Source organism: Tenacibaculum bernardetii (assembly GCF_029125915.1).
GTDB classification, from domain to species: Bacteria; Bacteroidota; Bacteroidia; order Flavobacteriales; family Flavobacteriaceae; genus Polaribacter; species Polaribacter bernardetii.
Map to the genome: position 1 here is coordinate 46923 of NZ_JAQJCU010000009.1, position 21341 is coordinate 68263.

Sequence of the window (21341 nt, forward strand, 5' to 3'; positions counted from 1 at the left end):
TTTACGTCAGTAATCTTACTGTAATAATCAAGCGTAAATATGAGAATAGGAATTGTATGTTATCCTACATTTGGAGGAAGTGGAGTAGTAGCAACTGAGTTAGGAATGGCACTTGCAGATAAAGGACACGAAGTACATTTTATAACTTATAATCAACCTGTTCGATTAGATTTTTTCTCGCACCGTTTACATTTTCACGAAGTAGTTTTAGAAGAATATCCACTATTTCAATATCAGCCTTATGAATTAGCATTGTCTAGTAAAATGGTAGAAGTAGTTGAAAAACATCAACTAGAAGTTTTACATGTACACTATGCTATTCCGCATGCTTATGCAGCGTATATGGCTAAAAAAATGCTAGAAGACAAAGGTATATCCATAAAAGTAGTAACCACATTACATGGTACAGATATTACTTTAGTGGGTAGTCACCCAACGTATAAAACAGCTGTGGAGTTTAGTATAAATAAATCAGATGAAGTAACCACTGTTTCTAAGAGTTTAAAAGAAGATACTTTACGTTTGTTTAATATCGAGAAAGATATTAAAGTAGTTTATAACTTTATTGATGGCGATAAATATGATAAAGCGCATCAAGATGAATGTAAAAGGATTGCTTTAGCTACACCAGAAGAAAAAATAATAACGCATGTTAGTAATTTTCGCCCAGTGAAACGTACCAATGATGTGATTAAAATTTTTAATGAAATTCAAAAAGAAGTACCCTCAAAATTATTAATGGTAGGAGATGGCCCTGAGCGTTTAAAAGCTGAGAAATTAGCAAAAAAACTACACATTGAAGATAAAGTATTATTTATGGGTAACTCTAATGAAGTTGCTAAAATACTGTGTTATTCGGATGTTTTTTTATTACCATCAGAAACAGAAAGTTTTGGTTTAGCAGCGTTAGAAGCTATGGCAGCTGGAACAGCAGTTATTTCAACCAATTGCGGAGGTTTACCAGAAGTAAATATTCATGGTGAAACCGGGTATTTAAGTAATTTAGGTGATGTGGATGATATGGCTAAAAATGCTATTAAAATACTAAAAGATGATGTAGTTTTAAATAAGTTTAAAGAAAATGCTAAAGAACATATTAAGTTATTTTCCTTAGAAAAAATATTACCTATTTATGAGGATATTTACAAAAGTTGCTCCATAAAATAACAAAAAAAAGCAACACCATGTGTTGCAGTTTTTACTTATTTCTTTTTTACAAAACCAGAAATGACTAGTATAGCTATACCAACAGCTAAAGAAATATAAGCCTTCTTATTGTCTTGAGAGTTAAATTCTGCAATACCAATATCTACTGTTGCTTCAGGCGCTATAACTTTATACACACCGTATGCCGTTAGTATCAATCCAGATATAACTAATAATGTTTTGATGATCTTATCCATAATGTTTTTATTTTAAGGTTAGTTGATTAAAGTTTCTTCTGATTAGAACTGGTATCTAATACCTAAAGCAATATCTAAATCTAAATCATCACTATATTCATTGTTTAAACCAAGTTCAGGCCTAATATCTAAAGACATAATTAAAGGAATATCAAAATTATATTCAATACCTAAATCACCTGCTATTAATGCGAAAAAACCATCATCACCAGGAGTGTCGTATGAACCAATACCAGCACCGGCACCTATAAACCAATTAAAGTTACCATCTAGTTTGTTTACCCATTGGTATAAACCTACAAGTTTAAAGGCGTCAACATTTTTTGAGTTTCTAAAACCTAAATCAAATTCTAATCTGTTATTTTCTTTTAAATAGTGTTGATAAGAAAGTTCTCCTCCAAACCCGTCATTATCACCAACTCTTACACCAATGGCATTTTTTGAAATTTGTTGAGCACTAGCGTTTAAAGCTAAAAAGAAGAAAGAACTTAGTAATACTATTTTTAAAATTTTCATTTGTTTATGTTTTTTATTGTTACAAGGCAAAATTACATCATCATTACAAGTGAGCTTAGCTCATATGTTTTTGATGTTTGCTCATACCAAAAAAACACTCTTTTAAAATATTTTAACATTTAAAGAAGAAATAGCTGTAACTTTATGCCAAAAAACAAATGAAGACTATAAAAATTACTGCTACTAATACTGCTGGTGCAGTTAAGCAGTTACAAGCAGTAATTGGAGGAAATATTACTGAAAGATGGGGAGAATATGTTTTAGATGTTGATAATGAGTTTGCAAAAGGAAAAATTACTTTTTTAAATTTTGAATGGGGAGGGAGTGTACTACAATATGACATTGTTTTTTTAGATGATATTACAATAGCTATAGATGCCTCTGAATTTAATCCGATTCATTTTACATATACCACAGAAGGTCATAGCTATCATAGGTTTGAACTAGAAAATAAAAAAAGAAAACTAGAACAATATCAATCGGTTATTATAACAAGTAAAGACGGAGGTTACAATTATAAATATTTTGAAAAGAATGTAAAAATACAAATGCATTTAATTCAAATTAATAGAGTAATGTTTATCAAGAAGCGATTAAATGATGCTTCGGTGTTGAATAAGAAACTATATGAAGTTTTTTATGATAAACAACACGAAAAGGTTTTCGCTTATTTTGGTACCTATAATTTAAAAATGGCTAATCTTATTAAGCAGTATAATGGGATTAAACAAAAAGGAATGATACGCATTTTGATAAAAGAAGGGATCGTATATCAAATTTTATCAGAACATATGCAACAGCATAATAAAGATGAAAAAAGGGATAAGAAACCGAGTACTTCTTTAACAAAAAAAGAAATTAGTTTAGTAAGAAAAGTTGGGCAAAAAATACTTAAAAATGTAGCTGAAGATTATAATGTAGAAGATTTAGCTAATGAAATAGGTTTGCCACAAGCTAAGCTTCAAGAAGGGTTTAAATTACTTTTTTCAAGAACTGTAACAGAGTATGTAAGGCATGTTCGTTTAGAAGAAGCACGTGACTTAATTAACAATACCGATAATAATATTTCGCAAATAGTATATTCAATAGGTTTTTCTAGTAGAAGTTATTTTTCTAAAATTTTTAAAAGAAAATACGGAATTAGCCCTAGCGAGTTTTTAAAAAACAAACAAGAAAGTCAAATAAAAATAAGTTAACAAGTTTTTAAAAAATAGATAGTTAAGATGCTATTATTTGAACATTTAGTTTAGTATCATAAGGATTGTCAATTAAATAATCAATTTCATCAATATCTGTTTCAGAACTAAGCCACATACTTTTAAATATTTTAGGTATTTGTAAAGGCATAACTTCGTAAATATTATTAAATGAGTTTAATTCTTCAGTGCTTTTTGTGTTTATAACAGAGCAGGTTATAAAACCATCGTTTGTTACATTGTATATGCCAGCTAAATAAAAAGGTTCTTGATTGTTTTTCTCTACCAAATAATTTTTAATGGTATTATCTATGACTTTATGGGTATAAAAACCTGTAACGATTAACAAGCACCTTCTAGTTAATAATGCTTCTTTAAATAATATATTTTTTTTGATCTCTAACTTATCTGTGTGCAGTGTATTTTTAATGTTTTGAAATTTACTCCAGTTTTCGGTGTAATTTTGAGGTAATAATCCCCAAATACCTTGGGTAATTATAGTTGGGTTCTCTGTCGTAATAAGACTAACAGTTTGTTCTTTAAGTCCGTTTATTTTTCGCTTAGGCTTATATAAGTAAGGATATTTAAAAGGTAATTTAGTAAAGTCCTTTATCCGTTCTTTTGTAGCTATGTTAGATAGTTTGTAATTCATTATTATTGTTGTGTTTAGATTCTTCTAAAAGAAACACAAGGCTATTATTTAGTAAAAGGTGATTTACTTTTCTAAAAAACAGATATTTAATATGCCCACAGGTTTCTTGATTAATATTTTACATGAACAAATTTAAATATAAGAGTAGAGTATTCTTACTTCAATAGAAACAGTTCTTAGCTCATTTCAATTTTTGAAGATGTTTTTAAATGAGTCAACAATCAAATTAAATGAGTAAAGCGTTATTTAAGCTTATAGGTAATTTTGTAGTGTACAATAGTTGTACTCATTATTATTAACTATAAAACAAAAAAATATGTTACGTTGGACAATCACATTTATTATTATAGCATTAATTGCAGGATTTTTAGGATTTAGTGGAATTGCGGGTGCAGCAACAAGTTTTGCTAAAATTGCTTTCTTTATTTTTATAATTCTTTTTGTTATTTCACTTATTACAGGAAGAAAAAAATTATAATAAATAAAATATACTATTTAAGAATAAACATGGTCTGCATGTTTATTTTTTTGTTTTTATTTTAAGTAAATAATATTCAGGATATGAGCAAAGAATGACTTTAAACGAGCAAAGTAAAATTGATTACTACCAATACCTTTGTAGTGTGAAAAGAGAATAGTAGCAAATTGCTATTTAAAAAGTAAAGAAAGGAAAAAAGGTGTTAAGAAGTGTGCGCTAAGCAAAAAAACACTTGTAATTTAAAATATATTAAAAATGAAAAATTTAATTATAGGTTTATTGTTAGTAGGAGTAATTACCACAGTAAACTCACAGACAGAAGTTGTAAAGACAACAAAAGTTGAAAAATCACAAAAAGTAGGTAAAGACGGTGTTAAATACGACACTAAGGTAAAGGTTGTTACAGAAAAATCGCAAAAAACAAAGTTTGATCCTAATCAGAAAAATAAATTAAATCAAAAAACGGTAGATAGCCCTATTACGATATCTAAAACAATAATGGTTGATAATGATAAAGATCCGTTTTACGATACAAAAACAAAAGTTATATACTTTAAATATAAAGATGTAAAATATGATTTTTTAATCAATCAGGATGATTTATTAATTACTTATAAATTAAAAGATAAAAATATTACATCAGCGAAAGCATTAAAATCAATAAACAATAATTTTTATATTGTTGATGGAAATGATTTTAACGGAGTAGGGTATTTTAATAAGCACGGCGATTTTATAATAGAATATAAAAACAAAAAGTCAAATAAATTAGAATATGCAATTTTCGAGACATTTAAAATGTAATATAAGAAATAGAACCTCTTTTTTTATTTAAAAGTTAATTTTATTAAAATAATGAGGTCTCCTCGTATTGTATTTCAATACGAAAATCTCGAAAAGGATGAGTTTTACTCATCCTTTTTTTATGCTTAAAAATTTGAGAAAATGATATGAGCAAGCATCGATATTAAATGAGCAAACAGGCGGTAGCTTAACTACTTACTTTTGTAGGAGAAAAAAATATTAATCTAAAAATAAAACAATATGAGTTATTTAAATATGCAGAATGAAAATGTTTTACCAGTAGCAAAAGAATTAAATCAATTATTAGCAGATTATCATATTTACTATCAAAAATTAAGAAACTTTCATTGGAATATAGTGGGGAAAAATTTCTTTGAACTTCATAATAAATTTGAAGAAATGTATGGCGATGCTAGAATTAAGATAGATGAAATTGCCGAACGCATCTTAACATTACAATACCATCCTATTAGTAGATATAGTAGGTATTTAAAAATTGCAGCAATCTCAGAAGAAAGTCCGTTTCAAACCGATACAGATATGGTTTATATCTTATTAGACGATCATAAGGTTTTATTAGAGCAAATGTCTCTAATTATAAAAAGGGCAGAAGAGGCAGAAGATGAAGGTACGATTGATTTAATGGGAGGTTATATTGCTTCTTTAGAAAAAACTAGTTGGATGTTAAACGCATGGACTAAGAGCACTGTAGAGCAGTTAAAAGAAGATATTGTATTGTCGTAACTACTGTTTATCAACAACAATATAAATCAAAAAAACAAAACTAATAATTAAAGTAAATTATGATAAAATTAAAAAACGCTATTCAAGTATATTGGAATGAATTTATACAACAAGTTCCCAATATTTTTATAGGAATACTTATAATTACAATAGGTTTTTTAATTGCAAACGCCATAGCTAAGGTTTTCAGAAAAACAATTTCTGTAAGGACTAAAGATCCTTTAATGACTAATTTTTTAACAAAAACAGTTAAAGCAGGGTTGGTTATTTTAACGATAATGTTAGCTCTTAGAGCAGCAGGTTTAGGAGGTATAGCAACTGGTTTATTAACAGCAGCAGGTGCAGGTGCTGTAATAATTGGATTCGCCTTTAAAGATATTGGTGAAAATTTTATATCGGGAGTAATTTTATCTTTTAACCGACCGTTTGATGTAAATGATACGGTAATGATTGGTGATATATTCGGAAAAGTAAAAATGATGGAATTTAGGTTTACAAAACTTAAAACTTTTGATGGTAGAGATGTTTACATTCCGAATAGTGATATTATTAAAAAAGCAGTTTATAATTATACAGAAGATGGTTATTATCGATTAGATTTTACCGTAGGTATTGATTATGAAGATGATGTTGATTTAGCAAAAAAAGTAATTATATATTCGGTTGTGAATACTGAAGGTGTAATTAACACAGATGAACACCAGTGTTTTGTTACATTAGATAGTTTAGGGGTGAGTACTGTTAATTTAAAAGTTATTTTTTGGACAAAAACCAAAGAGTATAAACGAGCAGCATTAGAGGTTAAAAGTGATGTAATTAAAAATGTTAAAAGAGTAATTACTAAAAATGGCTTAAATATGCCAGCAGATATTACAGAAATTAAATTATATGGGTCTCAAGACAGTATACCAATAACAGTAACTAAATAAAACAAAAAAGCGCAACTTAAGTTGCGCTTTTTTGTTTTATTATGAGTTATAGTATTCTAAACTTTCAATTATTAATTTATTGGGAACTTTACAGTTTATTTGAAAGTCACCATAGTTTTTTAAGAGCACAAAGTTAATTTCTCCTCCAACATTTTTCTTGTCATGTTTCATTAATCCTGTAATAGAAGAGAAGTCTTCTTCTTTAATTTCAATTTTACCATAAATAGCATGAATTGCTTTTTTAACCTCTTTAAGTTTATCCGAAGGGAAATTTAATATTTTAGAAGAAATATATGTTTCACAAACCATACCAATAGCTATGGCTTCACCATGCGTTAAATTTTCTTTATTAGGAGTGTCTAAAAAGTAAGATTCTATTCCGTGGCCAATGGTGTGTCCCCAATTTAAAACCTTACGTATGTTTTGCTCTGTTGGGTCTTCTAAAACAACTTCGTTTTTAATTTCAATAGAACGGTGTATTAAATCTACAATGTTTAATTCGGTATTATCTTTAATTTCATTAAACAAACGAATATCGTGTGTCATTCCATATTTAATAATTTCGGCAGTTCCCGATCTAATTTCACGAGCAGAAAGTGTATGTAAATATTCAGGATCTAATAAAACCATTTTAGGATTTGCAAATAAGCCAATTTGGTTTTTTAACACCCCTAAATCAACTCCAGTTTTACCACCAACAGAAGCATCAACCATACTTAATAATGTGGTTGGAATGTTAATGAAATCAATTCCTCTTTTAAAAGTAGAAGCAACAAAACCACCTAAATCGGTAATAACGCCACCACCCAAAGTAATTAGTAAGCTTTTTCGGTCTGCACCAAGTTCGGTCATCACATTCCAAGCACCAACACAGGTTTCAATATTTTTATGAACTTCGCCAGCATCAATTTGAATTACTTCAATAGTTTTATCGGTTTCTAGTAAAGGCATAAAGCGAGGATAGCAATGAGTAAGCGTGTTATCATCAACTAATATAAAAATAGAAGAGTAATTATTAATGCGAATTAAATTCGCCAATTCAGTATACGCTTTTTCATTAAAATGAATAGGGTATGTTGCTGCTTTAATAGAAGTCATTTTAATCTTTAATTTACAGCGAAAATAAATAGAAAAATTTAAAATATATCATACAGGTAATTTATATTTGTCTTTACAAATAAAATACTTTAAGACTTCAGTAATGAAACTTTTTAATAATACAGAAACTGCTTTTAAATTAAAATCTGACTCAGAGTTAGAAAGAGCCTATTTTTTATTTAAAATGATACAAAATCAACCAATGGTTCGCATTGGTACAGCAGTAACTAATTTTGCGTTAAAAGCGCATTTGCCTGTTGAGGGGTTAATTCGCTCTACTGTTTTCGATCATTTTTGTGGAGGTGTAACAGAAGATGATTGTTTACCGGTAATTGATAAAATGTTTGAAAAAGGCAATGTTCATAGTGTATTAGATTATTCTGTTGAAGGAAAAGAAGAAGAAGAAAGTTTTGATGATGCACTTAATAAAATTGTAAAGATTATACAGTTTTCTGAAGAAAAAAAATCAATACCTTATGCTGTTTTTAAGCCAACTGGTTTTGGGCGCTTTGCTTTATATCAAAAGTTATCAGAAAAAAAAGTATTAACCGTAGATGAGAAATCTGAATGGATTAGAGTTTTAGAACGTTTTCATACTGTTTGTAAATTAGCCGTAGAAAAAGATGTTCCGTTATTAATAGATGCCGAAGAAAGTTGGATGCAAGATGCTGCAGACGATTTAATTGAGGAATTAATGGAAACGTATAATAAAGACAAGGCAATTGTTTTTAATACATTACAAATGTACCGTCATGATCGTATGGATTATTTACGTATTCTGTATCAAAAAGCGCATCAAAAAGGGTACCACATTGGTATGAAAGTAGTTCGTGGTGCCTACATGGAAAAAGAAAGAGTTAGGGCAGAAGAGAAGGGGTACGATTCACCGATATGTGCCGATAAACAAGCCACAGATATTAATTATAACGAGGCAGTTCGCTTTATGATGGCGCATAAAAATATGGCTATTTTTGCAGGAACTCATAATGAAGAAAGCTCTTGTTTATTGATGGATTTATCTAAAGAATACAACATCGCTGTAAACGATAATCGTATGTGGTTTGGTCAATTATACGGTATGAGCGATCATATTAGCTTTAATTTAGCAGCAGAAGGATACAATGTAGCTAAATATGTTCCTTTTGGGCCTGTAAGAGATGTTATGCCTTACTTAATTCGTAGAGCAGAAGAAAATACATCGGTAGCAGGACAAACATCAAGAGAACTTAACTTGTTAAAAACAGAAAGAAAACGTCGTAAGTTATAATGAATACTGTAGACGAAATAAAGGAAGCTATTCAAATAAATAAAAAGCGATTAGCACAAGAGCTTCAAGAAAGCAAAGAATTGGTTTTTTTGATTAAAAAATCGATTACCACAAACTTAACAGACGAAGAAAAAGCAAAGGTAAAAGAGCAAACAATAGATATTTGTAAAGCAATACCTGCTTTTACTGTGTTTATGCTTCCTGGAGGCGCATTACTGTTGCCTTTATTAATAAAATTAATTCCGGATATTTTACCAAGTGCTTTTAGAGTAGATGGTGAAGATATAATCGAAAAAAAATAATTCTACAACATTTATATAGTATTCATTTTTAATACACTACTTTTGCAGCTTTAAAAAACGAGCAAGAATGCAACCAATTAGAAATATCGCTATTATAGCACACGTTGATCACGGTAAGACTACCTTGGTAGATAAGATTATAGATCAAGCAAAAGTTTTAGACGATCGTAAAGAACGTACTGATTTATTGTTAGATAATAACGATTTAGAGCGTGAAAGAGGAATTACAATTCTTTCTAAAAACGTATCAGTAAACTATAAAAACACAAAAATCAATGTAATTGATACACCAGGTCACGCCGATTTCGGAGGTGAAGTAGAACGTGTATTAAAAATGGCTGATGGTGTTTTATTATTAGTTGATGCATTTGAAGGGCCAATGCCACAAACTCGTTTTGTATTAGGTAAAGCTTTAGAATTAGGATTAACACCTATCGTAGTTGTTAACAAAGTAGATAAAGAAAACTGTACTCCTGATATCGTTCACGAAAAAGTTTTTGACTTAATGTTTGCTTTAGAAGCTACTGAAGAGCAGTTAGATTTTACTACCATCTACGGTTCTGCAAAGAATAACTGGATGAGTACTGACTGGAAAAACGAAACTGATAATATCGTACCTTTACTAGATGCTGTATTAGAATCTATTCCAGAAACTAAATACAACGAAGGAACTCCACAAATGCAAATTACTTCTTTAGATTTTTCTTCTTTTACTGGAAGAATTGCTATTGGACGTGTTTTTAGAGGAGATTTAGAAGCTGGTAAAGATTACATGTTATGTAAAGCTGACGGTACAACTAAAAAAGTAAGAATTAAAGAACTACACGTATTCGAAGGAATGGGGAAAGTTCAAGTAGATAAAGTTCCTTGTGGAGATATTTGTGCTATTACAGGTATTGACGGATTTGAAATTGGTGATACGATTGCTGATTTAGAAAACCCAGAAGCATTACCAAGAACAGAAATTGACCAACCTACAATGAGTATGTTGTTTACTATTAACAATTCTCCTTTCTTTGGTAAAGAAGGTAAATTTGTAACATCTCGTCACATTCGTGATCGTCTGTTTAAAGAATTAGAAAAGAATTTAGCTTTAAAAGTTGAAACTACAGATTCTGAAGACAAGTTTAACGTATTTGGTCGTGGTGTATTACACTTATCTGTATTGATAGAAACAATGCGTCGTGAAGGATATGAATTACAAGTGGGAAGACCACAAGTAATTATTAAAATGATTGATGGTAAGAAACATGAGCCAATGGAAACATTGTCTATCGATGTACCAGAAGATGTTGCTTCTAAAGCTGTAAACTTAGTTTCTTTACGCAAAGGAGATTTAATGATTATGGAGCCTAAAGGAGATTTACAACACTTAGAATTTACAATACCTTCTCGTGGATTAATAGGATTAAGAAATAAAATTTTAACAGCAACAGCTGGTCAAGCAATTATTAACCATAGATTTAGTGAGTACGGACCTTATAAAGGAGACTTTACTGAAGAAGTAAAAGGAGCAATTATTTCTGCAGCAACAGGTAAAGCTACAGCATATGCATTAAACCGTTTACAAGATAGAGGTAAATTCTTTATTGATGTTAACCAAGAAATTTATATTGGACAAGTAATTGGGGAAAACAGTAAATCTGATGATATGGCTGTAAACTTAATTAAAGGAAAACAATTAACAAACATGCGTAAATCTGGTACAGATGATGCTATGAAAATTGCTCCAAAAATCGATTTTTCTTTAGAAGAAAATATGGAATACATTAAGGCAGATGAGTACTTGGAAGTTACTCCAGAAAGCTTACGTATGCGTAAAATTGTATTTAAAGCGTAATCTAGCTTTAATTATATAAAAATAAAAAACCACCTATTTTAGGTGGTTTTTTATTTTTATATAAAAAGCTTGTGTATTTTAAAATAAAGTGAAATATTTGCACTATCAAAAAAAGAACAATGAACTTTATTCAAGCACATCATCATCATCACCATATTTGCACTCAGGCGAACTAAAGATGTATTGAATAAAATCAACATATATTTTAAACCCGTTTGAGTAAATCAAACGGGTTTTTTATTTCAACAAAGGAAATTACCTACACCTTAAGATTTACTCAAATAAATTAACAAAAACAACATGAGTAAATTAAGAATAGCCATTCAAAAATCAGGAAGACTAAATCAAGATTCATTACAACTTTTAAAAGATTGTGGTATTTCTATAGATAATGGTAAAGACCAACTAAAAGCTTCTGCAAGTAACTTTCCGTTAGAAGTTTTTTATTTACGTAACGGAGATATTCCTCAGTATTTAAGAGACGGTGTCGTTGATATTGCAATTATTGGTGAAAATGTACTGATAGAAAAAGGAAATGATTTAGAATTTGTAGAGCGTTTAGGTTTTTCTAAATGCAAGGTTTCTATTGCGGTTCCTAAAGAATCTAGTGCAAACTCTTTAAAAGATTTAAACGGAAAAAGAATTGCAACTTCGTATCCAGAAACGGTTAAAAAATATTTAGCTAAAAATAAAATTGATGCACAATTACACATCATTAATGGTTCTGTAGAAATTGCACCAAATATAGGATTGGCAGACGGAATTTGTGATATTGTTTCAAGTGGTTCTACTTTATTTAAAAATGGTTTAAAAGAAATAGAGGTGTTATTAACTTCAGAAGCAGTTTTAGCTAATTCACCATTAATTACAGAAGAAAGAAAAGCTATTTTAAATAAATTACAATTCAGAATTCAATCGGTTTTAAAAGGAAAACGTTCTAAATATGTCTTGTTAAATGCGCCAAATGATAAATTAGAAAAAATTATAGATATCTTACCAGGAATGAGGAGTCCAACAGTTTTACCGTTGGCAGAAGAAGGTTGGAGCTCTGTACACTCAGTATTAGATAAAGATGAGTTTTGGGATATTATAGATGAGCTAAAACTTAATGGAGCAGAAGGTATTTTAGTGTGTCCTATAGAGAAAATGGTTGTTTAAAAATTAAGGTAGATGAGAGCAGTAGAATTAAATAAAGATAATTGGGAATCGTTATTAAAAAGACCCACAAAATCTGTTGAAGATATAGCACAAACTGTAGATGATATTTTCAAACAAGTTAAAGAGTCAGGCGACATTGCAGTAAAAAAGTATACAGCCCTTTTTGATGGTGTAAATTTAGAAACATTAGAAGTTAGTTCAGAAGAAATTAAAAATGCCGAAAACTTAGTTTCTAAAGAATTAAAAAATGCTATTCAACAAGCAAAGGCAAATATTGAAATTTTTCATGCTGCTCAAAAAACCGAAAAAATTGCGATAGAAACAACAAAAGGAGTGCAATGTTGGCAAGAAAAAAGGCCTATAGAAAAAGTAGGATTGTACATTCCTGGCGGAACTGCTCCGTTATTTTCTACAGTATTAATGTTAGCAACCCCTGCGAATATTGCAGGTTGTAAAGAAATCATTTTATGTTCTCCTCCGGATAAAAAAGGAGAAATTAATCCTGCTATTTTATACACGGCAGCACTTTGTGGAGTAACTAAAATATATAAAGTTGGTGGTATACAAGCCATAGCTAGTTTTACATTTGGTACAGAAACGATACCAAAAGTATCTAAAGTTTTTGGTCCTGGAAACCAATATGTAACAGTAGCAAAACAATTGGCAACACAATACGGAATTGCAATTGATATGCCAGCTGGTCCTAGTGAATTATTAGTAATGGCGGATGACTCGGCAAATGCCGCATTTGTAGCATCCGATTTATTAAGTCAGGCAGAACACGGAGCAGATAGTCAGGTTGTTTTAGTGTCAGATTCATTAAATTTAATTGCCGAAGTATCAAAAGAAATAGATGCACAACTTCTTAATTTATCAAGAAAAGAAATTACAGAAAAAGCATTAAAAAACACAAAAGTTGTTTTAATTAAAGATGAGTATGAGGCTATTAATTTTGTAAATGATTATGCACCAGAACATTTAATTATAGCAACTAAAAATGATGACTTTTTTATAGACAAAATAGCTAATGCAGGTTCGGTATTTATAGGAAACTATACGCCAGAAAGTGCTGGTGATTATGCTTCAGGAACGAATCATACCTTACCAACAAACGGATTTGCAAAAGCATATTCAGGTGTTAATTTAGATAGTTTTACAAAAAGTATTACGTTTCAAAAAATATCTAAAGAAGGAATACAAAACATTGGTGAAACGATTGAAATAATGGCAGCCGCTGAAGGACTACAGGCGCATAAAAATGCTGTTACATTAAGATTAAAAGATATTGAAAATGTTTAGTTTAGAAAAAATAGTTCGCAAGAACATTCAAAAGTTAAAAGCATATTCATCAGCAAGAGATGAATTTAAAGGGACAGCAGAGGTTTATTTAGATGCTAATGAAAATCCGTTTGGAACTTTAAACAGATATCCAGATCCGAAGCAAACAAAAATTAAAGAACGTTTATCAACTATAAAAAACGTTGAGGATAATCAGATTTTTATAGGAAACGGTAGTGATGAAGTAATCGATTTAGCATTCAGAATTTTCTGTGAGCCAGGTAAAGATAAAGCGTTAACTTTTTCGCCTACTTATGGTATGTACGATGTATCAGCAAGTATTAATGATGTTGAGTTAATTAAGCAACCTTTGGTAAATGATTTTCAAATAAGCTTAAATCAGCTACAGCCATATTTAGATATGGAGGATGTAAAAATTATATTTATTTGTTCGCCAAACAATCCAACAGGAAATTGTTTTGAGGATGAAACTATTCAGTATATTCTCGATAATTTTAACGGAATGGTAATTATAGACGAAGCTTATATCGATTTTAGTACAAGAGATTCGTATGCAACACAATTGGCTAATTATCCGAACTTAATTGTAAGTCAGACTTTTAGTAAAGCTTGGGGATTGGCAGGCGCAAGGGTAGGAGTTGCCTATGCAAATTCTAATATTATAGATTTGTATAATAAAGTAAAGCCACCTTATAATGTAAGTACTTTAAATCAAGAAGCAATTATTGCTTCATTAGATAATATATCTTTGTTCGAAGCGAATAAAAACACAATCATTAACGAAAAAGATTGGTTAATGAATGAGTTTAAGAATATAAAACTTATCAAAAAAATATACCCAACCGAAGCTAATTTTATTTTGATAGAGGTTACCGATGCAAATGCAGTTTATGATACATTGGTAGTTAAAAAAATAATTACGCGTAACAGAAATAGTTTAGTAAACAATTGTTTACGAATAACCGTTGGTAGTAAAGAAGAAAACACACAACTAATTACAGCATTAAAATCAATCATATAATTACTGTCACATTGAGCATAGTCTAGAGATTTTAGTAGAAAATATTGATTTTAATAAAAAGAAAACACATGAAAAAAGTATTATTTATAGATAGAGACGGAACTTTAATTAAAGAACCTGCAGATGAACAAACAGATTCATTCGAAAAATTAGAATTTTATCCGAAGGTATTTCAAGGATTAAGTAAAATTGCAAATGAGTTAGATTTCGAGTTGGTTTTAGTAACCAATCAAGATGGTTTGGGAACCGAAGTATATCCTGAAAATAGTTTTTGGCCTGTGCACAATTTTGTAATGAAAACTTTAAAAGACGAAGGAATTGTTTTTTCTGAAGAAATTATTGATATCACTTTTGCAAAAGATAATCAGCCAACAAGAAAGCCAAATACAGGTTTATTAACCAAGTTTTTTTCTGAAGAATATGATTTAGCAAATTCATTTGTAATCGGAGATCGCTTAACGGATATTGAGCTGGCAAAAAACTTAGGTTCAAAAGGAATTTACATCAATGATGAAACTTTTTTAGGAACCGATGAAATTACGGTAAAAAGAAGTGATTTAGACGAATTTATAGCTTTAGAAAGTAGTGATTGGAATGCTATTTATGAGTTTTTAAAATTAGAAGAAAGAACCGATGGTATTGTTAGAAATACAAACGAAACCAAAATTGATATTCAATTAAACCTAGACGGAACAGGGAAAAGTAATATTAGTACAGGAATTGATTTCTTCGATCATATGTTAGATCAAATTGCGCGTCATGGGCAAATGGATTTAGATATTCAGGTTAAAGGAGATTTAGAAGTTGATGAGCACCATACTATTGAAGATACAGCCATTGCATTAGGAGAGGTTTTTAATAAAGCATTAGGTAATAAGTTAGGAATAGAGCGTTACGGATTTTGTTTACCAATGGATGATTGTTTAGCGCAAGTAACTATTGATTTTGGAGGTAGAAATTGGTTAGTTTGGGAAGCAGATTTTAAAAGAGAAATGGTAGGTAAAATGCCTACTGAAATGTTTTTTCACTTTTTTAAATCATTTACCGATGGTGCAAAATGTAACTTAAATATTAAAGCAGAAGGAACAAATGAGCATCACAAAATAGAGGCAATTTTTAAAGCTTTTGCTAAAGCAATAAAAGTAGCTGTAAAGAGAGATACTAGTAAAATGATTTTACCATCAACCAAAGGAACGCTATAGTATTATGATTGCAATTATAAAATATAATGCCGGTAATATACGATCGGTTCAAAATACACTTAACCGTTTAGGTTATGAAAGTATAATAACTGATAATCCAATAGAAATACAACAAGCTGATAAAGTAATATTTCCGGGTGTTGGTGAAGCAAGTTCGGCAATGGCTTATTTAAAAGAACGTAAATTAGACGAACTTTTAGTATCTCTTACCCAGCCAGTATTGGGTATTTGCTTAGGTTTACAATTAATGTGCGCATCATCAGAAGAAGGCAATACAACATGTTTAGGTATTTTTGATACCGTAACAAAACAATTTCCTCCTTTAATGAAAGTACCACACATGGGATGGAATAACTTTTCAGAAATAAAACCATCAAAAATAGTAGAGAATCTAGCTATTAATGAAGATGTATATTATGTGCACGGTTATTATGCTGAAGTTTGTGAAAATACTATTGCAACTTGTGATTATATAAAACCATTTAGTTCGATTATGCAAAAAGATAATTTTTATGCCATGCAATTTCATCCAGAAAAATCAGCAAGCATCGGTGAAAAATTATTAAAAAACTTTTTAGAATTATAAAATTAAGAAAATGAGAATTATACCTGCCATAGATATTATTGACGGAAAATGTGTACGCTTAACAAAAGGCGATTATGCAACCAAAAAAATATATAACGAAAATCCTGTTGAAGTAGCAAAAGAATTTGAAGATAGCGGAATCGAATATTTACATTTAGTAGATTTAGATGGAGCCAAATCACAACACATTGTAAATTACAAAGTGTTGCAAGAAATTGCTGCCAAAACAAATTTAAAAATCGATTTCGGTGGTGGATTAAAATCAGATGAAGATTTACGAATTGCTTTCGATAACGGCGCAAGTCAGATAACAGGAGGAAGTATCGCTGTTAAAAACCCTGATATTTTTACAGGATGGTTAACAGAATATGGTAGCGATAAAATTATTTTAGGTGCCGATTGTATCAATCGTAAAATTGCTACACACGGATGGTTAGAAACATCAGAAGTAGAGGTGATTGATTTTATCATAAAATATGAGAAATTAGGAATTAAAAATACTATTTGTACAGATGTTGCTAAAGACGGAATGTTACAAGGAGCATCTGTTGAGTTGTATCAAGAAATATTAAGTAAAAGTGGCGTTAACTTAATAGCAAGTGGTGGTGTTGCTAATATTGATGATTTAATACGACTTAAAGAAATAGGTTGTGAAGGCGCAATTTTGGGTAAAGCGATTTACGAAAATAGAATTTCGTTAAAGCAATTAGAAAATTTTATAATAAAATAATACATCATTGCAAGAAAGAATGATGAAGTGATCTTTTAAAAGGTTTCTTTGGATTTTAAAAATGATGATAACTATTAAATATGTTAAAAAAAAGAATAATACCTTGTTTAGATATCAAAAACGGTCGCACAGTAAAAGGTGTTAATTTTATTGATATTAAAGACGCAGGTGATCCGATTGAATTGGCTAAGCAATATGTAAAAGATGGTGCTGATGAGTTGGTGTTTTTAGATATTACTGCAACGCTCGAAAACAGAAAAACGTTAGTTGAGTTAGTAGAGAAAATAGCGCAAGAAATAAATATACCTTTTACAGTTGGTGGTGGAATAAGTACGGTTGATGATGCTTTGGCTTTGATAAAAGCAGGTGCAGATAAAGTAAGTATCAATTCATCGGCAGTTAAAAACCCGCAATTAATAACCGATTTAAAAAACCGTTTTGGAAGTCAGTTTGTAGTAGTTGCTATTGATACCAAAAATGTAAATAATAATTGGAAAGTATTTACAAAAGGAGGAACTCATGAAACTGAGTTAGAAACGGTTGCTTGGGCTAAGGAAGTTGAAAAATTAGGTGCAGGTGAAATTTTATTAACATCAATGAATAACGACGGAACAAAAGCAGGTTTTGCGCTAGATATAACAAATGATGTTAGTAAAGCAATAAATATACCTGTAATAGCATCAGGCGGAGCCGGTAAAGAAATACACTTTAAAAATGTATTTACAAAAACAGAAGCGAGTGCAGGTTTAGCAGCTAGTATTTTTCATTTCGCTGAAATACCAGTGCCAAAGCTTAAAGAATATTTAAAAGAACAAAATATACCAGTACGATGAATATAGATTTTACAAAAGGAGACGGGTTAGTTCCTGTAATAATTCAGAATAATACCACATTACAAGTATTAATGTTAGGGTATATGAACGAAGAAGCTTTCTTAAAAACAAAGAAAGAAAATAAAGTAACTTTTTTTAGTAGAAGTAAAAATAGGTTATGGACAAAAGGTGAGGAGTCTGGTAACTTTTTAGATGTAAAAGACATTAAGATAGATTGTGATAACGATACTATTTTAATAAAAGTAATGCCAGCAGGTTCAACCTGCCATAAAGGAACTACTTCTTGTTTTGCGGAAGAAACTCCAAAAGGGTTTTTATATGAATTAGAGCGAATTGTTAGTGATCGTATAGATACTGATCATCCAACGTCATATACAAATAAACTATATAAACGAGGAATTAATAAAGTAGCACAGAAAGTAGGAGAAGAAGCGGTAGAATTGGTTATTGAAGCAAAAGATAATGATGCCGATTTATTTAAAAATGAAGCTGCCGATTTATTTTATCATATTGTAATTCTTTTAAAGGCGAAAGGATTTACATTAACAGAAATAGAAGCTGTTTTAAAAGAAAGAAATTAATTAAATTTCTTTTGTAAAACATTTTTCATAATAATAATTTACCAATACCTTTTAGTTAATTCTAGGAGGTGTTTTTTTTTAACATAAAAATAACGTTTAACTTATTTGTTATTTAGTTAAACATTTGTATATTTGTGTATCACTAATTACTATAAGTATTAAGTGATATTTTTATATCTAATTTTAATTTGTTTATTGATTTGTAAAATAAGGTAAACAAAATAATTTTATTTCAATAAAAATTATCAAATAACAAATACTAATTATTAATTAAAAAATTATTAAAAATGGTTATTAAAAAATTTAAAAGTATTGCGGCACTTGGCTTATTACTAAGTTTATCATTATTAACATCTTGTAGTGATGACGACGATCCTGTAGTTGTTATTGACAACCCTAAAGACATTATAGAGTTAGCTTCGGCTACTCCGTCATTAAGTATATTAGTTGATGCGGTTGTAAAAGCCGATTTAGTAGATGCTTTAAAAATGAATGGACCTTATACTGTGTTTGCACCAAATAACGATGCTTTTGCTACGTTATTAGATTCAAACGATGATTGGAGTACTTTAAACGACATTCCTACTGAAACTTTAGCAACAGTATTAAAGTTTCATGTTTTAACATCTAAAGTAACATCAGCAGATCTTTCTGATACTTATGTAAAAACTTTAGCAACAGGACCAAACGATGAAAATTTATCATTACAGGTTGAAACTACTGGAGGTGTAGAGTTTAATGGAGATTCTAAACCTATAACAGTTGATGTTGAAGCAAGTAATGGTGTTGTACATATTATAGATAAAGTAATGTTACCACCAAGTCTTGTAACTTTAGCGTTAAATAATGCAGGTTTTACAAGTTTAGTAGCTGCCTTAACAGATAGTAGACATACAACTGCTTTTGTAGATGTATTAAATAGTGACGGACCATTTACGGTATTCGCACCAACAAACGCGGCTTTTCAAGCTTTATTAGATAGTAATAATGCCTGGAATGGTTTAGGAGATGTGCCAATTGAAACTTTAGATGCAGTTTTAAAATACCACGTAGTTAACGGGGCAAATGTACAAGCTGGTCAGTTATCAGATAATCAAGAAATTACAATGTTATCAGGAGGAATGGTAACTGTAGATTTAACAGATGGAGCTAAGTTAGAAACATCAAGCGGTCAATCAGTAGTTATTTCGGTAACAGATGTACAAGGAACAAATGGGGTAATTCATGCTGTTAATAATGTTCTTTTACCGTAATTAAAGATATTTAGTTATTAAATTTAAGAAGGATAATAAACAGCAATGTTTATTATCCTTCTTTTTTTGCATAGAAAAAAGTTTTAGTTAGTCTATTTTACTAATAAACTAATGCTTATTAACTATTTTTGCAATATGAATGAATTTCAACAACTAAGAGATGCGTTAAACGAAAGTGTTTTAGAATCTGAATTTGTAAAACTAACTTTAAGTAAACCTATCAAGAAAAGTGATGGATTGCCAAACGTATATGTTCGTTTGGTAACTATTAAAGGAGCAGAAATGATGCAATTTACCTATCATTATACTACAAATGATAAGGTTAAAAATTATACTATTACCGAAGCATTATCTGAATTAGAAATCTTATTGATGGATAATTTTAGAGCGGCAACTTTATTTACATTATCTAAAGATTTATTGGTTTTTATATCAAAAAAGAAAAAAGTTTCTTATCGTGAAAATGCGGCGAGTTTTAAAAATAAATTGCCCGTAACCCATGATAAACCAAAAGAACGTTTAGCCGAAGCTGGAAGTTATTTACATCATTTAGGAATTACCGATAAAGAAGGTAAGGTGATTCATAAAATGGCCGATAAATACCGTCAAATTAATAAATATTTAGAGATTATTGAAGGTTTATTAAAGTCTACCAAATTACCAAAACATATTAATATTGTTGATATGGGATCGGGTAAAGGCTATTTAACTTTTGCTTTGTATGATTATTTAGTAAATCAAAAAAAATACAGTGCTACAGTTACTGGTATTGAATTGCGTAAAGAATTGGTGGATTATTGTAATGATATAGCCGAAAAATCTGAGTTTAAAAAATTATCGTTTGTAGCTCAGCCAATTCAGGAATATGATAATAATAAAATTGATATTTTAATAGCTTTACATGCTTGTGATACCGCAACAGACGATGCCATTTACAAAGGATTATCAGCTAAAGCTGAATTAATTATTTGTGCACCATGTTGTCATAAACAAATCCGTCAGCAAGTAAAAGGAAAAGAGCAGGAGAGTCCGCTTTTAAAATACGGAATCTTTAAAGAGCGCCAATTCGAAATGGTTACTGATACGATTCGTGCGCTTATTTTAGAAAAAAGTAATTACAATACGAAAGTATTTGAATTTATAAGTAACGAACATACGCGTAAAAATGTAATGTTGGTGGCAAGTAAATCATCTAAAAAGAACGATACTTCTAAAATAGATGATAAAATATCTGGCTTAAAAGAAACATATGCTATAGAAAGTCATTATTTAGAGACACTTATATAAAAGTATTTTGATTGATTAATGTTTATGCAAACCTGAATTTATTTCAGGTTCTCATCATAATTTAGTTTGAATTAAGAGAATTTGATTCTGAAATAAATTCAGAAAGACGATTTGATATTTATAGAATATACTTTGATATATTTCAAACAAAAGATCACCACT

23 protein-coding genes are annotated in these 21341 nt (G+C 29.9%); 19 read left to right on the top strand and 4 right to left on the bottom strand.

Annotation, left to right across the window (positions count from 1 at the left end):
* The first annotated feature begins 39 nt into the window (after window positions 1-39).
* On the top strand, window positions 40-1167 hold the full coding sequence (bshA, locus tag P2G10_RS09005) for an N-acetyl-alpha-D-glucosaminyl L-malate synthase BshA (RefSeq protein ID WP_218772311.1): 1128 nt from the start codon (window positions 40-42) through the stop codon (window positions 1165-1167).
* Between the two features lie 35 nt (window positions 1168-1202).
* Here bshA and P2G10_RS09010 read toward each other — a convergent pair whose 3' ends face one another.
* Together P2G10_RS09010 and P2G10_RS09015 are read right to left on the bottom strand one after the other, a co-directional pair.
* Window positions 1203-1403 (bottom strand): hypothetical protein, encoded by a 201-nt coding sequence (locus P2G10_RS09010; protein ID WP_218772312.1) that lies wholly within the window; start codon window positions 1401-1403, stop codon window positions 1203-1205.
* Window positions 1404-1445: 42 nt separating this feature from the next.
* Complete coding sequence (locus P2G10_RS09015) at window positions 1446-1919, bottom strand: hypothetical protein (protein ID WP_218772313.1); 474 nt, start codon at window positions 1917-1919, stop codon at window positions 1446-1448.
* Between the two features lie 158 nt (window positions 1920-2077).
* Between P2G10_RS09015 and P2G10_RS09020 the strand changes: the two genes are divergently transcribed.
* The gene (locus tag P2G10_RS09020) at window positions 2078-3115 is read left to right on the top strand and encodes a helix-turn-helix domain-containing protein (protein WP_218772314.1); all 1038 of its coding nucleotides are present in this window, start codon (window positions 2078-2080) and stop codon (window positions 3113-3115) included.
* Between the two features lie 22 nt (window positions 3116-3137).
* Here the strand turns inward: P2G10_RS09020 and P2G10_RS09025 are convergent, their stop codons facing one another.
* Window positions 3138-3767 (bottom strand): SOS response-associated peptidase family protein, encoded by a 630-nt coding sequence (locus tag P2G10_RS09025; RefSeq protein WP_218772315.1) that lies wholly within the window; start codon window positions 3765-3767, stop codon window positions 3138-3140.
* Window positions 3768-4083: 316 nt separating this feature from the next.
* Between P2G10_RS09025 and P2G10_RS09030 the strand changes: the two genes are divergently transcribed.
* From P2G10_RS09030 to P2G10_RS09045, 4 genes are all read left to right on the top strand, one after another.
* Window positions 4084-4245, top strand: coding sequence for a DUF1328 domain-containing protein (locus P2G10_RS09030; RefSeq protein WP_275316197.1), 162 nt, complete (start codon window positions 4084-4086; stop codon window positions 4243-4245).
* 255 nt (window positions 4246-4500) lie between these two features.
* On the top strand, window positions 4501-5049 hold the full coding sequence (locus P2G10_RS09035; protein ID WP_275316198.1) for a hypothetical protein: 549 nt from the start codon (window positions 4501-4503) through the stop codon (window positions 5047-5049).
* Window positions 5050-5289: 240 nt separating this feature from the next.
* Window positions 5290-5793, top strand: a complete 504-nt coding sequence (locus tag P2G10_RS09040) for a Dps family protein (RefSeq protein WP_218772318.1) — start codon at window positions 5290-5292, stop codon at window positions 5791-5793.
* Window positions 5794-5852: 59 nt separating this feature from the next.
* Window positions 5853-6722, top strand: coding sequence for a mechanosensitive ion channel family protein (locus P2G10_RS09045; RefSeq protein WP_275316199.1), 870 nt, complete (start codon window positions 5853-5855; stop codon window positions 6720-6722).
* A 39-nt stretch (window positions 6723-6761) separates the two neighbouring features.
* Here the strand turns inward: P2G10_RS09045 and aroB are convergent, their stop codons facing one another.
* The gene (aroB, locus tag P2G10_RS09050) at window positions 6762-7820 is read right to left on the bottom strand and encodes a 3-dehydroquinate synthase (protein WP_275316201.1); all 1059 of its coding nucleotides are present in this window, start codon (window positions 7818-7820) and stop codon (window positions 6762-6764) included.
* Between the two features lie 103 nt (window positions 7821-7923).
* Between aroB and P2G10_RS09055 the strand changes: the two genes are divergently transcribed.
* The 13 genes from P2G10_RS09055 (at window position 7924) to P2G10_RS09115 (ending at window position 21179) form a co-directional block, all read left to right on the top strand.
* On the top strand, window positions 7924-9087 hold the full coding sequence (locus P2G10_RS09055; protein WP_275316202.1) for a proline dehydrogenase family protein: 1164 nt from the start codon (window positions 7924-7926) through the stop codon (window positions 9085-9087).
* A complete protein-coding gene (locus P2G10_RS09060) occupies window positions 9087-9389 on the top strand; it encodes an LETM1 domain-containing protein (protein ID WP_218772322.1) in 303 nt (100 codons plus the stop codon). Before P2G10_RS09055 ends, P2G10_RS09060 begins: the two co-directional genes overlap by 1 nt.
* 67 nt (window positions 9390-9456) lie before the next feature.
* A complete protein-coding gene (gene typA, locus P2G10_RS09065) occupies window positions 9457-11229 on the top strand; it encodes a translational GTPase TypA (RefSeq protein ID WP_218772323.1) in 1773 nt (590 codons plus the stop codon).
* A 300-nt stretch (window positions 11230-11529) separates the two neighbouring features.
* Window positions 11530-12387 (top strand): ATP phosphoribosyltransferase, encoded by an 858-nt coding sequence (gene hisG / locus P2G10_RS09070; protein ID WP_218772324.1) that lies wholly within the window; start codon window positions 11530-11532, stop codon window positions 12385-12387.
* 12 nt (window positions 12388-12399) lie between these two features.
* Entirely contained in the window at window positions 12400-13686 is a 1287-nt protein-coding gene (gene hisD, locus P2G10_RS09075) for a histidinol dehydrogenase (protein ID WP_275316204.1), read from the top strand.
* A complete protein-coding gene (gene hisC, locus P2G10_RS09080) occupies window positions 13679-14707 on the top strand; it encodes a histidinol-phosphate transaminase (protein ID WP_275316205.1) in 1029 nt (342 codons plus the stop codon). The genes hisD and hisC overlap by 8 nt, the downstream gene beginning before the upstream one ends.
* Before the next feature lie 68 nt (window positions 14708-14775).
* On the top strand, window positions 14776-15909 hold the full coding sequence (gene hisB / locus P2G10_RS09085) for a bifunctional histidinol-phosphatase/imidazoleglycerol-phosphate dehydratase HisB (RefSeq protein ID WP_275316207.1): 1134 nt from the start codon (window positions 14776-14778) through the stop codon (window positions 15907-15909).
* Between the two features lie 4 nt (window positions 15910-15913).
* Window positions 15914-16495, top strand: a complete 582-nt coding sequence (gene hisH / locus P2G10_RS09090; protein WP_218772328.1) for an imidazole glycerol phosphate synthase subunit HisH — start codon at window positions 15914-15916, stop codon at window positions 16493-16495.
* A gap of 10 nt (window positions 16496-16505) precedes the next feature.
* On the top strand, window positions 16506-17225 hold the full coding sequence (hisA, locus tag P2G10_RS09095; protein ID WP_218772329.1) for a 1-(5-phosphoribosyl)-5-[(5-phosphoribosylamino)methylideneamino]imidazole-4-carboxamide isomerase: 720 nt from the start codon (window positions 16506-16508) through the stop codon (window positions 17223-17225).
* A gap of 80 nt (window positions 17226-17305) precedes the next feature.
* On the top strand, window positions 17306-18058 hold the full coding sequence (gene hisF / locus P2G10_RS09100; RefSeq protein ID WP_275316210.1) for an imidazole glycerol phosphate synthase subunit HisF: 753 nt from the start codon (window positions 17306-17308) through the stop codon (window positions 18056-18058).
* Window positions 18055-18639, top strand: a complete 585-nt coding sequence (hisIE, locus tag P2G10_RS09105; RefSeq protein WP_275316211.1) for a bifunctional phosphoribosyl-AMP cyclohydrolase/phosphoribosyl-ATP diphosphatase HisIE — start codon at window positions 18055-18057, stop codon at window positions 18637-18639. The genes hisF and hisIE overlap by 4 nt, the downstream gene beginning before the upstream one ends.
* 287 nt (window positions 18640-18926) lie before the next feature.
* Window positions 18927-19892: a fasciclin domain-containing protein gene (locus tag P2G10_RS09110; RefSeq protein ID WP_275316212.1), complete on the top strand. Its 966-nt coding sequence runs from the start codon at window positions 18927-18929 to the stop codon at window positions 19890-19892.
* 135 nt (window positions 19893-20027) lie between these two features.
* Window positions 20028-21179 carry a class I SAM-dependent methyltransferase gene (locus P2G10_RS09115; protein ID WP_275316214.1) on the top strand — a complete coding sequence of 384 codons (1152 nt, stop codon included), beginning with the start codon at window positions 20028-20030 and terminating at the stop codon, window positions 21177-21179.
* Window positions 21180-21341 lie beyond the last annotated feature (162 nt).

Coding starts and splice junctions, on each gene's coding strand:
- bshA (WP_218772311.1), top strand. CDS start 40: ATGAGAATAGGAATTGTATGTTATCCTACATTTGGAGGAAGTGGAGTA.
- P2G10_RS09010 (WP_218772312.1), bottom strand. CDS start 1,403: ATGGATAAGATCATCAAAACATTATTAGTTATATCTGGATTGATACTA.
- P2G10_RS09015 (WP_218772313.1), bottom strand. CDS start 1,919: ATGAAAATTTTAAAAATAGTATTACTAAGTTCTTTCTTCTTTTTAGCT.
- P2G10_RS09020 (WP_218772314.1), top strand. CDS start 2,078: ATGAAGACTATAAAAATTACTGCTACTAATACTGCTGGTGCAGTTAAG.
- P2G10_RS09025 (WP_218772315.1), bottom strand. CDS start 3,767: ATGAATTACAAACTATCTAACATAGCTACAAAAGAACGGATAAAGGAC.
- P2G10_RS09030 (WP_275316197.1), top strand. CDS start 4,084: ATGTTACGTTGGACAATCACATTTATTATTATAGCATTAATTGCAGGA.
- P2G10_RS09035 (WP_275316198.1), top strand. CDS start 4,501: ATGAAAAATTTAATTATAGGTTTATTGTTAGTAGGAGTAATTACCACA.
- P2G10_RS09040 (WP_218772318.1), top strand. CDS start 5,290: ATGAGTTATTTAAATATGCAGAATGAAAATGTTTTACCAGTAGCAAAA.
- P2G10_RS09045 (WP_275316199.1), top strand. CDS start 5,853: ATGATAAAATTAAAAAACGCTATTCAAGTATATTGGAATGAATTTATA.
- aroB (WP_275316201.1), bottom strand. CDS start 7,820: ATGACTTCTATTAAAGCAGCAACATACCCTATTCATTTTAATGAAAAA.
- P2G10_RS09055 (WP_275316202.1), top strand. CDS start 7,924: ATGAAACTTTTTAATAATACAGAAACTGCTTTTAAATTAAAATCTGAC.
- P2G10_RS09060 (WP_218772322.1), top strand. CDS start 9,087: ATGAATACTGTAGACGAAATAAAGGAAGCTATTCAAATAAATAAAAAG.
- typA (WP_218772323.1), top strand. CDS start 9,457: ATGCAACCAATTAGAAATATCGCTATTATAGCACACGTTGATCACGGT.
- hisG (WP_218772324.1), top strand. CDS start 11,530: ATGAGTAAATTAAGAATAGCCATTCAAAAATCAGGAAGACTAAATCAA.
- hisD (WP_275316204.1), top strand. CDS start 12,400: ATGAGAGCAGTAGAATTAAATAAAGATAATTGGGAATCGTTATTAAAA.
- hisC (WP_275316205.1), top strand. CDS start 13,679: ATGTTTAGTTTAGAAAAAATAGTTCGCAAGAACATTCAAAAGTTAAAA.
- hisB (WP_275316207.1), top strand. CDS start 14,776: ATGAAAAAAGTATTATTTATAGATAGAGACGGAACTTTAATTAAAGAA.
- hisH (WP_218772328.1), top strand. CDS start 15,914: ATGATTGCAATTATAAAATATAATGCCGGTAATATACGATCGGTTCAA.
- hisA (WP_218772329.1), top strand. CDS start 16,506: ATGAGAATTATACCTGCCATAGATATTATTGACGGAAAATGTGTACGC.
- hisF (WP_275316210.1), top strand. CDS start 17,306: ATGTTAAAAAAAAGAATAATACCTTGTTTAGATATCAAAAACGGTCGC.
- hisIE (WP_275316211.1), top strand. CDS start 18,055: ATGAATATAGATTTTACAAAAGGAGACGGGTTAGTTCCTGTAATAATT.
- P2G10_RS09110 (WP_275316212.1), top strand. CDS start 18,927: ATGGTTATTAAAAAATTTAAAAGTATTGCGGCACTTGGCTTATTACTA.
- P2G10_RS09115 (WP_275316214.1), top strand. CDS start 20,028: ATGAATGAATTTCAACAACTAAGAGATGCGTTAAACGAAAGTGTTTTA.